The sequence below is a fragment of the Gramella jeungdoensis genome, from assembly GCF_023805255.1.
Taxonomy (GTDB): domain Bacteria; phylum Bacteroidota; class Bacteroidia; order Flavobacteriales; family Flavobacteriaceae; genus Christiangramia; species Christiangramia jeungdoensis.
In genome coordinates this window covers 122,257-139,898 of sequence record NZ_JAMSCK010000002.1, presented here as the reverse complement: position 1 = coordinate 139,898, position 17,642 = coordinate 122,257, and the positions used below count along the sequence as shown (strand labels likewise).

The window sequence follows — 17,642 nt, the reverse complement described above, 5'->3', positions numbered from 1 at the left end:
AATCAATTCTGTGGTTTGTTTATGTGGACAAAAGTAAAAATCTTATATAGATATATCGCCAAACAGGCTCAAATTATTTCTTTTTTAACGTTATGAAATTCAGCAATAAAATGAACCATGCTATGATTAAAAGAGTCCCTCCCAGGGGAGTTACAAGAGCTATCCGGGTAAAGTCAAAAGCAGTAAGATCGTTGGTAGCCAGCAAATAAATAGAACCCGAAAAGAAAATTATCCCCAAACAAAGCAAGTAGAATATCCAGGTGAATTTCAGATTCCAGGCTTTTCCAAATCCTCCAATTATCAAAAGCAAAAGTGCATGATAGATTTGAAATCGCACACCTGTTTCAAATGAATTCAGGGAATTTTCAGAAATGATATCCTTTAAACCATGAACGGCAAATGCCCCCAGTATAACAGCCAGCAATCCAAAAAGTGCCCCGGCAATTAAAAATCTTCTGTTCATACTTTCAATTTTATTTCATCCAAAGTTTTAATACATTCGTTTGCAACTACACAAAACTAACTTAATTTATGCGAGAAATTTTAATTGTGGGGGCTGGAAAATCTACCTCGGTCCTCATTAATTACCTGCTGCAACAAGCTGAAACCGAAGATCTCTTCCTCAGAATTGGCGATATAGATATCAACAATGCCAGAAATGCATGTAAGGACCATCCTAAATGTGAAGCGTTTACCCTGGATGTGTTCAAGCCTGAAAGCCGTGAACCGGCGATTAAAAGAGCTGATATTGTCATTTCCATGCTTCCTGCAAGGTTCCATATAGAAGTGGCCAGGGACTGCCTGAAATTCGGCAAGAATATGGTGACAGCTTCCTATATAAGTGAAGAGATGAAAGCTCTGGACACCGAAGTCAAGCAAAAAGGCCTTGTTTTTATGAATGAGATAGGTGTGGACCCAGGGATAGACCACATGAGCGCCATGCAGGTAATAGACCGAATAAGAGATAAAGGCGGTAAAATGCTGCTTTTTGAATCATTTACCGGTGGCCTGGTTGCTCCGGAAAGCGATAATAACCTTTGGAACTACAAGTTCACCTGGAACCCCAGGAATGTGGTGGTAGCCGGCCAGGGAGGCGTTGCCGAGTTCATCCAGGAAGGAAAATACAAGTACATCCCTTATCATCGTTTGTTTCGGCGTACCGAATTTCTCGAAATCGATGAATATGGAAAATTTGAAGGTTACGCGAACCGTAATTCACTAAAATACCAGAGTATCTACGGACTTGAAGATGCGCTCACCCTTTATCGTGGCACTATCAGAAAAGTTGGTTTTAGCCGGGCCTGGAACATGTTCGTTCAGCTGGGAATGACAGATGACAGTTTTGTAATGAAGGATTCAGAAGATATGAGCTATCGGGACTTCATCAATTCCTTTCTTCCCTATTCACCCAGTGATTCGGTTGAACTTAAAACACGACATAACCTTAAGATAGATCAGGATGATATAATGTGGGAAAAGCTTCTGGAGCTTGATATTTTCAACCCTGATAAAAAGATAGGCCTGAAGAACGCCACTCCCGCCCAGGCTCTTCAAAAGATTTTAATGGATAAATGGTCATTGTCTCAGGACGATAAAGACATGATCGTGATGTACCATAAATTTGGTTATGAACTTAATGGCGAGAAAAAACAGATAGATTCCACTATGGTGCATATTGGGGAAGATCAGTCAAAGACCGCGATGGCCAAAACTGTAGGTCTACCCGTTGCCATGGCCACCATTATGATCCTTAATGGAGAGATCAAAACGCCCGGTGTGCAACTACCGATTCAAAAAGAAGTTTATGAACCTATTTTGAAAAAACTTGAGAATCACGATATCAAATTTAAAGAAAAAGAGACCGAATACCTGGGATATAACCCATTTGGAGAGGTGGGAAATTAGAATTGAAAAGCATTTTTCGTATTTTAGCTTAATTATCAAAAAAACTAAAGTTAATGAAGATAGTAAACGAAAATGTCAAGCTGGACGGGATAGACAAAACTATCTTGAACTTCCTTATGGAAGATGCTAAAAAACCCATTCTGGAAATTGCCAAGAATATAGGTATCACAGGGGCGGCAGTGCATCAGCGGCTAAGGAAACTGGAAAAATCGGGTCTTATAGAAGGCTCGAGAATGATGCTGGATGCCCGACTTTTAGGATATAAAACCATGGCCTTTGTGGGAGTATATCTTGATAAGGCCGTAAGCAACCCGCAGGCGGTAAAACAGTTGAGTGAGATTCCCGAAGTGATTGAATGTCATTATACAACCGGGAACTGGTCTATCTTTCTAAAGATCCTATGCCGGGATAACGAGCACTTAATGATCGTGCTTAACAAGAACATTCAGGCAATAGATGGAGTTTCAAGAACAGAAACTTTTATTTCTCTTAACCAACAGATTAAAAGACAGATCAAGATATAAAAAAAGCGGCCAGGTAAGGCCGCTTTTTCTTTCTATAAAATTCGTTTAGTCCCTTCCCATAAAGATACTCAGGAAATATAATAATGTGGCCAGGGAACCAATGGCAGCCACCACATAAGTTCTTGCAGCCCATTTCAATGAATCTTCTGCCGCATCATGTTCGGCTGAAGTAAGCATATTTTCGTTTTCCAGCCATACTAAAGCTCTTTTACTGGCGTCATATTCCACCGGCAAAGTGATGAAACTGAAAAGAGTACCCATAGCATACATTATGATACCCAGCAAAAGAATGGTCTGGCCTATACCTGAACCAACCATTATCATAAGCATAATACCTCCAAAAATAGCCCATTGGGATAGTTTGGAAGCCACACTTACTACTGGTACCAGTTTACTTCTCATTTGCAACCAGCTGTATGCCTTCGCATGCTGTACGGCATGCCCGCATTCGTGAGCTGCAACCGCAGCCGCAGCCGCATTTCTCTGCGAATAAACACCCTCGCTCAGGTTTACCGTTTTCTTGGAAGGGTTATAGTGATCTGAAAGCATTCCGGGAGTAGAAATCACCTCTACATCGTGAATCCCGTTATCCCTCAGCATTTTTTCTGCAATTTCCTTTCCGCTCATCCCGTTTTGAAGATGAACTTTCGAGTATTTCTTGAATTTGCTCTTAAGCTTGTTGCTCACGAACATGCTCACAAGAAAAATAAGTCCTGCTATTATATAATATCCCATCATAGGTTAAAAGTTTTATCTGTTTTAAGGACTTCAAATATATCAAAAATCCGGCCACGACATTTTTTAGATCATATTATGAACACATCCTGCCAATACTTCCATTTTCATGAATTATTATGATTCCCTTTCAATTTACTGGCTTTATATTTCACAAATTCAGATATTAGTTATATTTGCAACGATTATCTAAAAATCAGCTATGCAATACAAGAGAATACTTTTAAAACTATCGGGAGAAGCATTAATGGGAAACCGCCAATATGGCATTGATCCCAAGCGCCTGGCAGAATACGCTCAGGAAATCAAATCGGTAGTCGATAAAGGTATTGAACTGGCTATAGTTATAGGAGGAGGAAATATCTTTAGAGGAGTTGCGGGGGCAAGCCGTGGGATGGATCGTGTGCAGGGAGACCATATGGGAATGCTGGCAACAGTGATAAACGGTCTCGCTTTACAGAGCGCACTTGAAGATGCCGATATCCAGACAAGGCTTCAGTCAGCTATCAAGATCAATGAAGTTGCTGAACCTTTTATCAGGAGAAAGGCCATAAGGCATCTTGAAAAAGGTCGCGTTGTGATCTTTGGAGGTGGCACGGGAAACCCTTACTTCACTACCGATTCAGCAGCCGTTTTAAGGGCTATTGAGATAAAAGCGGATGTGATCCTGAAAGGAACCAGGGTGGATGGAATCTACACCTCCGACCCGGAAAAGGATAAGGAAGCTACTAAGTTCGATTTTATTACATTTGAAGATGTTATTAAGAAAGGACTGAAGGTGATGGACACCACAGCTTTCACCCTTAGCCAGGAAAATGAATTGCCTATTATAGTTTTTGACATGAACAAACCCGGAAATCTATTAAAGGTAGTGGCTGGGGAACGTGTTGGAACCAAAGTGAACCTATAAAAATCTGAAATTGTAAATCATATTAAAATGGATGAAGTCGAATTAATTCTAGAAGAAGCAAAGGAGGGAATGGAAAAAGCCATTGCACACCTTAAAAAGCAACTTTCAAATATTCGCGCCGGAAAAGCCAACCCAAGCATGCTTGGAAGCGTAATGGTTGAGTATTATGGAGCTCAAACTCCCCTTAACCAGGTAGCTAATGTGAATACCCCAGACGCGAGAACCCTTTCTATCCAGCCTTTCGAGAAAAGCCTGATCCAGGAGATCGAAAAAGGGATCATGCAGGCAAATCTTGGCTTCAATCCAATGAATAACGGGGAGAGCGTTATAATAAATGTACCGCCACTAACCGAAGAAAGAAGAAAGCAACTCTCTAAACAGGCCAAAGCCGAAGCTGAAGACGCAAAAGTAGGTGTGAGGAACGACAGGAAACAGGCGATGCAGGAGCTTAAGAAAGTGGACATTTCAGAAGACGAATTAAAAGATTCTGAGAAAGATGTTCAGGAATTAACAGACAGCTATATTGAAAGGATAGACAATATACTTGCTAACAAGGAAAAAGAGATAATGACAGTTTAATGTTATCTTATCCATATTAAGATGCCGGTTTAGATCTGAATTAGAACCAGATTTATCCGGCATTTTTATTTTGAGTATTTTCCCCAGAGTTTAAACCAGCCTGAATGCGAAATTCCTTATTCATACTACTTTTTCTCTTATGTTCAATGAGCATTTCGGCTCAGACTACAATTCCCGGAAGAGTAATAAACAGGGAAAACCGAAAGCCACTGGCTTATGCTCAGATTCAGACTTCGGACGGCAGGCAGATCCTTACCAATATTGATGGAAGCTTTGAGCTGCCCCTAACCAAAGACACTCTAAGAATATCAATATCCTATGTAGGTTTTAAGTCCTTGACCACACTTGTACATCGAAGCACCCGTTATCTTCAGATCGGGCTTACTCCTTCATTTGAACAACTCAACACAGTCCTGATTTCTTCGGGACCGAACCCCGCTGATGAAATCGTAAAAAGAGCTATTGCAAGGCGGGAGCAGAACGATCCCGAAAAAGCGCTGGAGGGCTTCAGTTATAACTCCTATTCAAAATTCATTATCGATAATGAATACAGTCAAATAGAACTGACTGCGGATTCAACCTCTGCCACTATTGAAACCATTATAGATGAAGGAAGAGCATATCTTTCCGAGAAAGTATCAGAACACTTATTTGTAAGAAATAAAGGCAGTAAAGAGAAAGTCACCGGCATTAAGACGGCTGGTTTTGAAGAACCTGTGTATAACGTACTCGCTATGGAGGTTAATCCGCTTTCGCTTTACAAAAAGGATTATCAGCTCTACAAAACAGAATATGCCGGACCACTTGCAAAAAACGCTCTCAATAATTACGAATACAGGATCCTGGACACCACCTCAACCGCAAGACCGGCCTATATGGTTTATTTCAAACCCAGGCGAGAGAAGGTAGTGGCCGGGCTGGAGGGCATACTTTACCTGGATACTTTAAGCCTGGCTATCCAGAAAGCAAAAGCCCAGTTACTGGGTGCTGTAAAACTGGAAGTGGTGCATGATTACAAATATTACCCTGAAAAGGATATCTGGTTTCCTTCTGAACAAACCACGACCATACGACCAGGTTCTGGAGGAAAGGAAATTGCAGTGTTTGGCGGTACAATTTCAGTGGGAGCCGTACAGCAGAAAAAAGGAATTCTAAGCACCATTTTTGGATCAAAACAAATATCAGGAGATCTTTATTTGACTTCCACCACCAGAAATTCTGATATCAATTTAGATTTTCGAGGAGAGATCTCTAATCCGGGAGCTGAAATCGATGTGACAGCAATAGCTCCGGAAAGAGATTCTGTTTTCTGGGCCAGCAATAGGCAGATAGAATTCAACATCAGGGATAAAGCCACCAGAGAGAAAGTGGATAGCCTTATAAAAGTCGGCAATGTGAAACGCAAACTCCAGGTTAAAAATGCGATCGCTTCCGGGTCCTACCCCTTAGGCTTCTGGGATCTTGACCTGAGCAAAATTTTCAAATTCAATAATTATGAAGGGATAAGGCTTGGGTTTGGAGGAAAAACGAACGACCGGGTTTCGGAAAAATTCAATCTTAAAGGATATACCACCTATGGATTCAAAGATGAAGTAGTAAAATACGGAATAGGAACTCAGATCTATCTTAACAAAAGAAAGGGCACAAATCTTAATTTTTTCTTCTCAAGGGATATTCAGGAAATTGCCTCTTTTGATTACCTGAAGGGTCAGAACACCTTCTCCATTCTTGAACCCAGATTTGTAAATATCAACTATTTCTATAATTACCGCACTTACTGGACGAGCCTGGAACACAGGTTAAGCCCAAAGTTAAATACTGAGCTTAGATTAGGTCGTGAAGAAATATGGCAAATTCAGGATTACAGCTATTTAAAGAACAATAATGCATACCGTGATTATGAACTGAGCACAGCTACACTATCATTCTTATGGCAACCCTTTTCAAAATTCCTGAGTACCCCGGGAAAGACCATTTTACTTGAAAAGAACTTCCCCCAGTTCACCGGGCAGATACAGCAGTCTGTAGCAGCCTTTGACGGAGACTTTAATTTCACCAGAATAGGATTAAAAGCTGAGCATGAAATCAAAAGACTGGACCAGTCCAGGACCGAATTCATACTGGAAGGAAATTACGGCTTTGGCGACCTGCCTCTCACCCATGCCTTCCACGCCTATCCAAATAACCCAAACCGTTCTAATATCTTTAGAAGGTTTTCGGTGGCAGGAAGAAACAGTTTTGAGACCATGTATTTTAATGAGTTTTACAGTAACAGGCAGGCAATGCTGCATATACGTCACCAGTTAAGACCATTCAGGATTTCAGATAGTTTCCAGCCTGAATTTGTATTTATTTCCAGACATGCCATCGGTGATTTTACAGATATCAGTGATCATCAAAACATCAATTTCAACACCCTGGAGCATGGCTATTCAGAAGCCGGAATGGAGCTAAATAAGATCTTTGCAGGTTTTGGTCTAAGTGCAGCATACAGGTATGGAGCTTATCATCTTCCCACATTTAAGCAGAATTTCTCATTCAAATTCACCCTTCAGCTTCAGTTGTAATTATTATAAGATTAATGGCCTAATACCAAACTAATTAATTGAGCTTTTTTTACCTTTGCGCCGCTAAAAGACCGCCATGCATAAGATTTTTAGCTTTGGATTCTGGAACTCCATTGCCCGTTTAATTTTACGAAACAGGATCACTATCATCGTCATGATAGGGGTTACGACCTTTCTGCTTTCCACTCAATGGAAAAACATGCGTTTTTCCTATACGGAAGCGAATCTGATGCCCGATGATCATGATGTAAATATTAAATACACCGATTTCCTGAACAAATTTGGCGAAGAGGGCAATCTCATACTTTTAGGAGTTCAGGATTCTGCATTGTTTACGCCTGAAAAATTCAAGGCATGGAATAAACTTACTGATAAACTTGAATCATACCCGGAGGTAGATCATATCATCTCACCTGCCAGTCTTCAAGAGCTTAAAAAACTTGAAGATCCCAAAAGATTTGAAATGCAGCCTGCACTGGAAGAAGATCCAGACAGCCTGCAGTTAAAACAGTTTGAAAACAAGCTTTTTACTGAACTTCCTTTTTATGAGAATCTGGTATATAGTTCACATTCAAACACCATACAATCTGCTCTTTACCTGAATAAGGAACTGGTAAACACCAAGGCCAGAAAGGTATTTGTTCTGGAAGAACTCGACCCGCTTATAAATGAATTTGAAGAAAAGTATGATATAGATGTGAGGGTCTCAGGAATGCCATATATAAGGACCCTGAACTCACAGAATATTGTAGACGAAATCGGTCTATTTATTCTGGCTGCCTTAATGGTTACCTCACTTATCTTCTTCTTTTTCTTTCGCTCAGTAAGAGCCACACTGATCTCCATGTTTACAGTATGTATTGGTGTGATGTGGGCATTCGGGGTAATTGGTCTTCTCCATTATGAGATCACCATACTTACGGCATTAATACCTCCTCTTATTATTGTGATAGGAATCCCTAACTGTATCTTCCTTATCAATAAATATCAGCAGGAGATAAAGAAGCATGGGAACCAGGCCAAATCTCTCCAGAGGGTGATCACTAAGGTTGGAAATGCCACCCTTATGACCAATGTCACCACGGCTTCAGGTTTTGCCACCTTCATTTTAACCGACAGCCAGCTGTTAAGGGAATTTGGTGTTGTGGCTTCCATCAATATACTGGCGATTTTCGTTCTAAGTCTTTTAATAATACCTGTCATCTACAGTTACCTGAAACCTCCGAAAGACAGACACCTTAAGCATCTCACCAAAAGATGGATAGGTGGTTTTGTGAACTGGATGGAAAAGATGGTTAGACACCACAGGATTGCAATCTATATCACTTCTGTCGCACTACTTGCGGCTAGCATCATTGGAATTTATACCATCAGAATTTCAGGCAGTATTCTGGAAGACATGCCGCAGAGTACTCAATTCTTCAAGGATGTGAAATTCTTTGAAAGAGAGTTTGACGGCGTGATGCCACTGGAAATATTAGTAGACACAAAGAGACCAAAAGGAGTTCTGAAGCTTTCTACACTTAAGAGGATCGATGAACTTGAACAATTCATCCAGGATATCCCTGAACTTTCCAAACCGCTATCTGTTACACGACTGGTAAAATATTCAAAACAGGCCTACTATAATGGCAACCCTAAATACTACCAGTTACCCACATCACAGGAGAGGAATTTCATCATGCCTTACGCGAAAAACCTGGGTTCACAGGAAGGCCTAATGCAGTCTTATGTTGATTCAACGGGGCAATATGCTCGTATCACCACCTTTATGCAGGATGTGGGCACAGAAAAGATGGAAAGCATTGAGGAGGATCTTATTCCGCAAATCAACAAAATTTTTCCAGAGGAGCGCTATGAGGTTTCATTGACCGGAAAAGCTTTACTCTTCCAGAAAGGCACAAATTACCTTGTTAGAAACCTGATTATTTCCCTTGGCCTGGCAATCTTCCTGATCGCTCTGCTTATGGCATGGATGTTCAGAAGTTTCAGGATGATCCTGATTTCACTCGTTCCAAACCTTTTACCTCTTTTGGTAACTGCAGGAATGATGGGCTTTCTTGGGGTTCCAATAAAACCCTCCACGATACTGGTATTCAGTATAGCATTCGGAATTTCTGTAGACGACACTATACATTTCCTGGCAAAATACAGGCAGGAACTCAAGGCGAATAACTGGAAGATCAAAAGATCTGTATACGCGGCTCTAAGAGAGACCGGTGTAAGTATGTTCTATACATCCATTGTATTGTTCTTTGGGTTTTCAGTATTCATGATCAGTAGTTTTGGGGGAACTGTTGCATTAGGGGGACTGGTTTCGGCTACCCTGCTTTTTGCCATGCTTGCAAACCTCCTTTTGCTCCCATCTTTATTGTTATCGTTAGAGCGAAGCATTGCGAATAAGAATGTATTGAAAGAGCCTGCCATGAAGATTATCGAAGAAGATGAAAGTGAGCCGGAACAGGAAGAAAAGGTTCAAAGCAATTAAAAATATTAATGAAATGGCCTGGCTTGGTAAGCTTCAGGCTAAAAACTATCTTTGTTTTTTCTAAATTTTGAGTAAATGATACAAGCAAAAATCGCTGAAATACTGGAAAGTGATCAGTTTTTACAGGAGTACCATGTTAAAGGTTGGGTGCGCTCTTTTAGGAGCAACAGGTTCATAGCCCTTAATGATGGTTCTACCCTTAAAAACCTTCAGTGTGTTATCGATTTTGAAAATACAGATGAAGAGCTGCTTAAAAGAATAAATATCGGAGCTGCGATCTCGGTAAAAGGCACCCTTAAGGAGAGTATGGGAAGCCAGCAGCGGGTTGAGATCGAAGTAACTGAGCTTGAGATTCTGGGAGATGCAAATCCCGAGGAGGTGAAGCTGACCATCCTGTCGCCTAAAAAGCACAGTATGGAAAAGCTTAGAGAACAGGCTCACCTAAGAGTGCGCACCAATACTTTTGGTGCCGTGATGAGGGTTCGCAGTAAACTGTCTTATGCCGTGCATAAATTTTTCCAGGATAAGAATTTTCATTATGTGAACACCCCTATTATTACCGGAAGTGATGCCGAAGGGGCTGGAGAAATGTTCAGGGTCACCTCGCTGGATATGAAAAATCCCCCAAAGAACGAGGATGGCAGCATAAACTACAAGGAAGATTTCTTCGGAAAGGAGACCAATCTTACGGTATCAGGTCAGCTGGAAGCTGAAGCATTTGCCATGGGGCTTGGGCAGGTATATACCTTTGGCCCAACTTTTAGAGCTGAAAATTCCAACACCTCACGTCACCTTGCTGAATTTTGGATGATAGAGCCGGAAGTTGCTTTTTGTGATCTTGACGGGAATATGGACCTTGCTGAAGAATTCATCAAATATGTATTGAAATATGTGATGAAACACTGCAAGGAAGACCTTGAGTTCCTTGCAGAAAGGCAGGCGAATGAAGACAAATTGAAGCCTAAAGCCGAAAGAAGTGAAATGAACCTTCTTGAAAAGCTCAATTTTGTCCTTGAGAACAATTTCAAAAGGGTAAGTTATACCGAAGCTATCGAGATCCTCAAGAACTCCAAACCTAACAAGAAGAAGAAATTCAATTATATCATTGAAGAATGGGGCGCCGATCTCCAGAGTGAACATGAAAGATACCTGGTGGAGAAACATTTCAAATCCCCGGTGATACTTTTCGATTATCCGGCCAGCATCAAGGCTTTTTATATGCGCCTGAACGAAGATCAGAAGACCGTAAGAGCGATGGATATCCTTTTCCCGGGTATCGGAGAGATAGTTGGAGGAAGTCAGCGTGAAGAACGCCTGGATGTACTTAAAGAAAAAATGAAAGCTCTTGATATCCCGGAAGAGGAACTTTGGTGGTATCTGGACACCCGTAAATTTGGAACCTGCGTACACAGTGGTTTTGGATTAGGGTTTGAAAGACTTGTACAGTTTACCACCGGAATGACCAATATTCGTGACGTAATTCCGTTCCCACGTACTCCACAGAACGCCGAATTTTAGTTTATTGAAAATAATAGAAACCCATATTGTTCCTGCAGTCTCTGAGAAAATTAGATTGCAGGAATATGCGGTTTCCATCTTCACCTCTATCCGCACCCGAAGCGGGATCAAAAAAGCCATAAAAAAAGGCCTTATCCTTATTAATGACAGGAAAGCTCATACTGCTGACTGGATAAAGGAAGGGCAAAAAATTGATCTTCTAAAGCAGGAAGTTTCAGCAAAGAAAGTCTTTGAATTGAAACTTGAGATCTTATTTGAAGATGAAGATTTGGCCGTGGTCCACAAACCTCCTGGTTATCCTACCAGCGGGAACTATTTTAAAACCATACAGAATGCCTTGCCATACAATCTTAAGGCTTCAACAGCTCCAGACGCGCTAAGTTTACCCCTTCCCGCTCACCGATTAGATAATCCTACTTCAGGAATTCTGCTCTGTGCAAAATCAAGAAAAGCGCTCATAGGCCTCCAGCAGGATTTTAAGGAAAGAAGAATCAATAAGGTCTATTATGCCCTTGTAAACGGGGAGATTCCAGAACCGGTAGAGATAAATTCCAGTATCGAGGATAAAACTGCTTCAACGAAGGTAACTCCTAAGGAAAAATTCGAAATAGAGAATAAAAAATATACTTTGGCAGAAGCAAATCCGTTAACAGGTAGAACTCATCAAATAAGGATACATCTGGCAAAAAACGGGAATCCGATTGTGGGAGATGTTGAGTACGGGGAAGAAGAATTGGGCCTTTTCAAGGGGAAAACACTTTACCTTTTTGCCGTGAGTATCTCCTTCCAGCATCCTGTCACAAAGGAGTCAATGCATTTTGAGATGTCACTTCCCAAAAAACTAAGGAGTCTTAAGCGCTACAGGCTCCCTTAACAAAATTTTACCACAATCATGGGTCGTGCCAAAGCGAGTATGGTCTGGATTTTCCTTATTTTTGTTAGAGAAGCAATTTTTATATGCTAAAGCAACAATTAAATCTTAAACTGTCTCAAAAACTATCTCCTCAGCAGATCCAGCTGATGAAACTGATTCAGCTGCCTACTCAGGCATTCGAACAGAGAATCAAGCAGGAACTGGAGGAAAACCCTGCTCTGGAAGATGGTAAAGAAGAAAGAATTGACGAGTATGACGATCTGAGTAACGAGAACACTGAAGATGATTATGATAATGAGACGATAGAGACAGAGATCGATGTTGATGAGTATTTAAGTGATGATGAAATTCCCAGCTACAGGCTTCAGACAAATAATTACAGTCCCGATGACGATGATAAGCGTATACCGTATGCTGCCGGAACTTCCTTCACTCAGCATTTAAAGACACAGTTAAGCACTTTCAGGTTTGATGACACTGAACAACAGATAGCAGAATTCCTCGTGGGAAGTGTTGATGAGAGTGGTTATATAAGACGAAGTGTTCAGGACATTGTAGATGATCTTGCATTCACCCAAAATGTTTATACCGATGAAGAAACTGTAGAAAAGGTATTGCAAAAGGTGCAAAAACTGGATCCGGCCGGGGTGGGTGCCCGCAGTCTGGAAGAATGCCTGCTTATACAGCTAAAAAGAAAAGAACCTACTAAACAGGTAACCCTGGCCACGGAAATCATTGAGCGATCTTTTGATCATTTCAGTAAGAAACATTACAAAAAGCTTCTTTCCCGCCACGATATTAGTGAAGATGAATTGCGTGATGCGATAGAAGTCATTGAGCACCTTAATCCCAAACCCGGAGGAGCATATTCAGGAAACACGCGCATGGTAGAGCATGTGATTCCCGATTTCACAATTAAAATAGAAGACGGCGAGCTTCAACTTAGCCTCAATGGGAGAAATGCTCCTGAAATGCATATATCCAGAGATTACAGTAATATGCTTAAGGGCTACAAAGAATCCAAAGAGAAGACCAAAGCCCAGAAGGATGCGGTTATGTTCATCAAGCAGAAACTTGATGCAGCCAAATGGTTTATTGAAGCTATCAAGCAAAGGCAACAAACCCTCATGGTAACCATGAGCTCTATAATGAATTATCAAAAGGAATATTTCCTCACAGGCGATGAACGTAATCTCAGACCTATGATCCTGAAAGATATCGCCGATGAGATTGAAATGGACGTTTCTACGGTTTCAAGGGTAGCTAATTCAAAATATGTAGACACTCCTTACGGAACTAAATTGATCAAGGAGTTCTTTTCTGAGTCTATGACCAATGATCAGGGAGAGGAAGTTTCTACCAGGGAGATCAAGAAGATCCTTGAAATGTCTATTGAAGAAGAAAATAAGCGCAAGCCATTAACCGATGAAAAACTGGCGAAAGTATTAAAAGACAAAGGTTACCCTATTGCCCGAAGAACAGTTGCCAAATATAGGGAACAACTGGATATTCCGGTAGCAAGATTACGTAAAGAAATTTGATGAAATTAATCCTTAAGCTTGCCTCCTACTTATTCCATCCGCTATGGATGCCTTTTGCAGGAAGTCTTTTCTACTTCCTCTTTATCCCGCGTTATTTTCCTGAGGAAATCATTAAGGCAAAGCTTTTGGCAATCGCTATCATTACTATTTTTATTCCAATAGTATTTTACTTTTTACTAAAAAACCTAGGCAAGGTTAACAACATATTCCTGGAAAAAGTTGAAGAGAGAAAATGGCCTCTTTTCTTTTTTTTACTCTTAAGTTTCATGGTGCTTAACCAGATTCTAAACATCTATAATTACCCGGGACTCTATTATTATTTTGTCGGAATCCTGATCTCTTCGGCGATCACATATATTCTAACCTGGTTCAGGATAAAATTAAGCCTTCATATGGTTGGGATGTCAGGTCTTTTAATGTTCGTAGCAGGCTTCTGTATCTATTTTCACCTTTACTTTATTTACACCATCAGCTTTTTGATCGTTGCAACAGGTCTAACAGCCTCCTCACGTCTTTATTACAAAGCGCATTCTGGCTGGGAAATAGTCCTGGGAGTTCTTGCCGGGTTAATCCCTCAATTACTAGTGTTCAATTTCTGGTTTACAGAATATAGAATGTCAGACCTATTTTTAGGGTAGAAAGTCCCAGTTCCCTTTCGTCTACCATCGCATCTCTGAAAAAGGGATTAAGAGCATAATAGAATTGAAAATTGAAGGTGTTATACCCAAAGGTAAAAGTGGTTCCCAAACGAAATCGGTTTAGTTCTGGCAAGTCATTAATAATTACCTGTGTATCCCGATCTTTATAATTACTTCTGAAATTATAAATATAGCCCAGCCTTAAACCCGTATAGATACGCCAGAACTTATAGGTTGCGGGAGTCGACGCGCGCCAGCGGAATTCAATCGGGGCTTCTACGAGTTGTGTTGTAAAACGGTTCGTATCATAATCCTGGCTATCATCCAGACTTCTAAAAAGAGTATTACCACTGGAATCCTTTCCAATAAACAAGTTTTGACCATAACTGTTTATAGACCAGCCCAGGCCCGCTCCCAGTGCTATATTTCGCCTTTCATTCAAGGGAAAGTCCCTGATAAATCCCAAATGCAGACCACCGGAAAAACTTTCCTGGGAGATCGTAGCAGGCTTATTGGTGACCAGGTTAAAGCTAAACCCAACATAGAACTGATCTTCCCTGTAAAGGCTGTCTATGCTAAATGGAACGCTATCTGGTATCTTGTACCTATCCTCTTCTTCCTGTGCCATTGTGAAGAGGGGGAAAATCATAAGAAGGGCGAACAAGTAAGTTTTCAAGCTCATTAGCATTTATATCTGAAGCCTAAATATAAAAAAACATCCTGTCTGATTTTACCCAGACAGGATGCTTTATATAATTAAATCGAAAAGATTATTCTACGTTTTGCATCGCATCTCCAACTACAGTGGTGTAGTTGATCTTGAGAGCTTCAGCTTTTCTCAATTCCTGTTTGATATCTGAAACAAGTCCCATGTTTGTTTCCTCATCAACTTTAAGTGCAGTGGTAAGGTAAGGTATCAACTCTTCCCTTTTTGATTCACGCTCAGAGTATATAAACTGCTGAACTTCCTCAACACTGGCAAACTTATCGTTTAACTGGATACGGGCCTCATTTCCATATTGTGCTCTATATCTCTGGCTAGGTTTCCCAGCATAGATATACATGATCAAATCTTTCTTGTCAAGTTTTTCAACCTGATCAGCGAACGGTAATTTATTTTCAACCATCAGAGTATTCTGACGCATCACCGTGGCCACCATAAAGAAAAACAGAAGCATGAAAACGATATCAGGTAAAGATGCCGTACTAATAGCAGGCAGATCTCCAGATTTTTTCTTTTTAAATTTAGACATAATTAAAGTCGTTTTCGGTTTTTAAGCTCTATTAGCTTGTTGGTTCGGCTTCAGATAACTTTTGTGGGATCATATCGGTAATCACATCGATCTTCTCTTTCAGGGCATCTTTATCCCCATTATAGTTAGGATCGTTGTAATTCTTCTCCATCTGTGTAAAAGTCATCCCATACATACGCTGTGCTTCACGATCACGCAGCTGATTGTAAGCAGCCACAAGTTCGTTTTGTACGGCGATATACGTACCATATTCTGTTCCACGGTTATTAACCAGGGAAATAATAGCCTTTTGAGGGTTCACTGAAGAATTAGGATCTTTAGCACCCTGGCAAAAGCTACAGGCTTCATCTCCTGTACCAGCTCCATTATCAAGGAACTCTACAGCAGCTTCCCGTAGTTCAGAAAGCTCCATCTCTTCATCTTCTACTAGTAACTGATTGTTACTATTCACCAGTACGGTAAAGATGTTACGTTGTTTAATAACCGGAGGCTCCACGTCTTCAGGCTGCCATGGCGGTAGTTTTCTACTTATCCCGCTATCTGTTTCAATGGTAGTAGTTACCAGGAAAAAGATTAAAAGCAGGAAAGCGATATCTGCCATGGAACCAGCGTTCACTTCCGGTGCTGATCTCTTTGCCATAATTATTTAGCCAATTTTTTAATTCCTGAGAATATCATTGCTGCAACGGCAATTCCAGCCAGGATGTAGAAGGTAACCAAACCTGCTCCCACCCAGTGGTCTCCAGATGCTGAAAGCATAGTACCGTCTTTCAATTCTCTTGCAGTACCATCACTTAATACATAAGCGATTACTATGATCAATAAAAATGATCCTACTGCAATGATAGTGTTCTTAATGCTACCTCTAAATAAACCTACTATCACAAATATTGCCACTAACACAATAACTGCAAGTAAAACCAGGTATGCGATCCACATATACGGATCAAGATGACTGGCCTGAAGGTCTGCCGAGGCTTTGATGGCGTCGTCACCGGTGGCGATGATTCTTCCAAGAAGAACCAGTCCTATCACACCAATAACAAGTGCCAGATATTTTAATATTTTATGTAAGGTCATAATTGTTTATGATTTTTCTTAGACTCTCTTTTTGTTCTTGTATGCTACTAGCATATCGATAAGTAGAATAGATGCATCTTCCATATCGTTTACGATACTATCTATCTTAGCGATGATGTAGTTGTAGAAAATCTGAAGAATAATTGCAACAATCAAACCAAATACTGTAGTAAGAAGTGCTACTTTAATACCTCCTGCAACAAGTGATGGCTGCATATCTCCCGCTGCCTCGATACGGTCAAAGGCCTGAATCATCCCGATTACCGTACCCATGAAACCAAGCATAGGAGCAAGTGCGATAAATAAAGAAACCCAAGATACGTTCTTCTCAAGTTGTCCCATTTGAACACCTCCGTAAGCAACAACCGCTTTTTCAGCAGCTTCGATGCTTTCGTCAGCTCTGTCAAGACCCTGATAATAGATAGAAGCAACAGGTCCTTTTGTATTTCTACAAACTTCTTTAGCTGCTTCGATTCCTCCACTGTTAAGTGCATCCTCAACATCCTGAGCAAGCTTTCTTGTATTAGTAGTAGAAAGGTTTAAAAAGATAATTCTCTCAATGGCAATAGCCAGACCAAGAATTAAACATAAAAGAACGATCCCCATAAATACAGGACCACCTTCGATGAAACGTTTTTTAAGCTCCTGGTGAAAACCAAGTTCTTCTTCCTCTGCTTCATCACCAGCTGCGGCCTCTTCGTCATCCTGAACAAAGGTCACAATCGTTCCTGGCATTGTATTCGCGCTGTTAGCCGCCTTTAGATTGTAGGCCCCAAGAACCGTAATCGCGGCGATTACCAAAATAGAAAATAATCTTTTCATTACTGTTTGTCTTAATTTAATTAGTTAAAGGGTTAAAGATATAAATTATTTTTAATAAAAACACTTAGCAGAGAGGAAGGGATTCGAACCCTCGATACGCTTGTGACGTATACACACTTTCCAGGCGTGCGCCTTCGACCACTCGGCCACCTCTCTGTTTATCTGTTCGGGGCGGCAAATAACAAAAAAAAATCATTCCCGTCAAGTA

17 protein-coding genes and 1 tRNA gene are annotated in these 17,642 nt (G+C 40.7%); 10 read left to right on the top strand and 8 right to left on the bottom strand.

Features of this window, described 5'->3' with window-relative positions; all coding sequences use genetic code 11:
* Positions 1-73: 73 nt before the first annotated feature.
* Complete coding sequence (locus NE848_RS04885) at positions 74-463, bottom strand: DUF423 domain-containing protein (protein ID WP_252111103.1); 390 nt, start codon at positions 461-463, stop codon at positions 74-76.
* Positions 464-531: 68 nt separating this feature from the next.
* Here NE848_RS04885 and NE848_RS04880 point away from each other — a divergent pair, with 68 nt between their 5' ends.
* Both NE848_RS04880 and NE848_RS04875 read left to right on the top strand, forming a co-directional pair.
* On the top strand, positions 532-1,905 hold the full coding sequence (locus NE848_RS04880) for a saccharopine dehydrogenase family protein (protein ID WP_252111102.1): 1,374 nt from the start codon (positions 532-534) through the stop codon (positions 1,903-1,905).
* A 53-nt stretch (positions 1,906-1,958) separates the two neighbouring features.
* On the top strand, positions 1,959-2,429 hold the full coding sequence (locus NE848_RS04875) for an Lrp/AsnC ligand binding domain-containing protein (protein ID WP_252111101.1): 471 nt from the start codon (positions 1,959-1,961) through the stop codon (positions 2,427-2,429).
* Positions 2,430-2,474: 45 nt separating this feature from the next.
* Here NE848_RS04875 and NE848_RS04870 read toward each other — a convergent pair whose 3' ends face one another.
* Positions 2,475-3,167, bottom strand: a complete 693-nt coding sequence (locus NE848_RS04870) for a zinc metallopeptidase (protein ID WP_252111100.1) — start codon at positions 3,165-3,167, stop codon at positions 2,475-2,477.
* Positions 3,168-3,366: 199 nt separating this feature from the next.
* Between NE848_RS04870 and pyrH the strand changes: the two genes are divergently transcribed.
* The 8 genes from pyrH (at position 3,367) to NE848_RS04830 (ending at position 14,279) form a co-directional block, all read left to right on the top strand.
* Positions 3,367-4,074 carry a UMP kinase gene (pyrH, locus tag NE848_RS04865; protein ID WP_252111099.1) on the top strand — a complete coding sequence of 236 codons (708 nt, stop codon included), beginning with the start codon at positions 3,367-3,369 and terminating at the stop codon, positions 4,072-4,074.
* A 27-nt stretch (positions 4,075-4,101) separates the two neighbouring features.
* Positions 4,102-4,653, top strand: coding sequence for a ribosome recycling factor (frr, locus tag NE848_RS04860; RefSeq protein ID WP_252111098.1), 552 nt, complete (start codon positions 4,102-4,104; stop codon positions 4,651-4,653).
* A 104-nt stretch (positions 4,654-4,757) separates the two neighbouring features.
* Entirely contained in the window at positions 4,758-7,220 is a 2,463-nt protein-coding gene (locus NE848_RS04855) for a DUF5686 family protein (protein WP_252111097.1), read from the top strand.
* Positions 7,221-7,296: 76 nt separating this feature from the next.
* Positions 7,297-9,708, top strand: coding sequence for an efflux RND transporter permease subunit (locus tag NE848_RS04850; RefSeq protein WP_252111096.1), 2,412 nt, complete (start codon positions 7,297-7,299; stop codon positions 9,706-9,708).
* Between the two features lie 75 nt (positions 9,709-9,783).
* The gene (asnS, locus tag NE848_RS04845) at positions 9,784-11,226 is read left to right on the top strand and encodes an asparagine--tRNA ligase (RefSeq protein WP_252111095.1); all 1,443 of its coding nucleotides are present in this window, start codon (positions 9,784-9,786) and stop codon (positions 11,224-11,226) included.
* Between the two features lie 4 nt (positions 11,227-11,230).
* Positions 11,231-12,100, top strand: coding sequence for an RluA family pseudouridine synthase (locus tag NE848_RS04840; protein ID WP_252111094.1), 870 nt, complete (start codon positions 11,231-11,233; stop codon positions 12,098-12,100).
* Positions 12,101-12,183: 83 nt separating this feature from the next.
* Positions 12,184-13,641 (top strand): RNA polymerase factor sigma-54, encoded by a 1,458-nt coding sequence (rpoN, locus tag NE848_RS04835; RefSeq protein ID WP_252111093.1) that lies wholly within the window; start codon positions 12,184-12,186, stop codon positions 13,639-13,641.
* Positions 13,641-14,279 carry a hypothetical protein gene (locus NE848_RS04830; protein WP_252111092.1) on the top strand — a complete coding sequence of 213 codons (639 nt, stop codon included), beginning with the start codon at positions 13,641-13,643 and terminating at the stop codon, positions 14,277-14,279. Before rpoN ends, NE848_RS04830 begins: the two co-directional genes overlap by 1 nt.
* Here NE848_RS04830 and NE848_RS04825 read toward each other — a convergent pair.
* The 6 genes from NE848_RS04825 to NE848_RS04800 all read right to left on the bottom strand — a co-directional run bounded on the left by NE848_RS04825 (position 14,242) and on the right by NE848_RS04800 (position 17,590).
* A complete protein-coding gene (locus tag NE848_RS04825; RefSeq protein ID WP_252111091.1) occupies positions 14,242-14,907 on the bottom strand; it encodes a porin family protein in 666 nt (221 codons plus the stop codon). The two genes, NE848_RS04830 and NE848_RS04825, sit on opposite strands and share 38 nt — an antisense overlap.
* A gap of 142 nt (positions 14,908-15,049) precedes the next feature.
* Positions 15,050-15,532 carry an ExbD/TolR family protein gene (locus NE848_RS04820; RefSeq protein ID WP_252111090.1) on the bottom strand — a complete coding sequence of 161 codons (483 nt, stop codon included), beginning with the start codon at positions 15,530-15,532 and terminating at the stop codon, positions 15,050-15,052.
* 31 nt (positions 15,533-15,563) lie between these two features.
* Positions 15,564-16,172, bottom strand: a complete 609-nt coding sequence (locus NE848_RS04815) for an ExbD/TolR family protein (RefSeq protein WP_252111089.1) — start codon at positions 16,170-16,172, stop codon at positions 15,564-15,566.
* 2 nt (positions 16,173-16,174) lie between these two features.
* The gene (locus tag NE848_RS04810; protein WP_252111088.1) at positions 16,175-16,612 is read right to left on the bottom strand and encodes a hypothetical protein; all 438 of its coding nucleotides are present in this window, start codon (positions 16,610-16,612) and stop codon (positions 16,175-16,177) included.
* Between the two features lie 18 nt (positions 16,613-16,630).
* Entirely contained in the window at positions 16,631-17,434 is an 804-nt protein-coding gene (locus tag NE848_RS04805; protein ID WP_252111087.1) for a MotA/TolQ/ExbB proton channel family protein, read from the bottom strand.
* Between the two features lie 68 nt (positions 17,435-17,502).
* Positions 17,503-17,590, bottom strand: a tRNA-Ser gene (locus tag NE848_RS04800).
* Positions 17,591-17,642 lie beyond the last annotated feature (52 nt).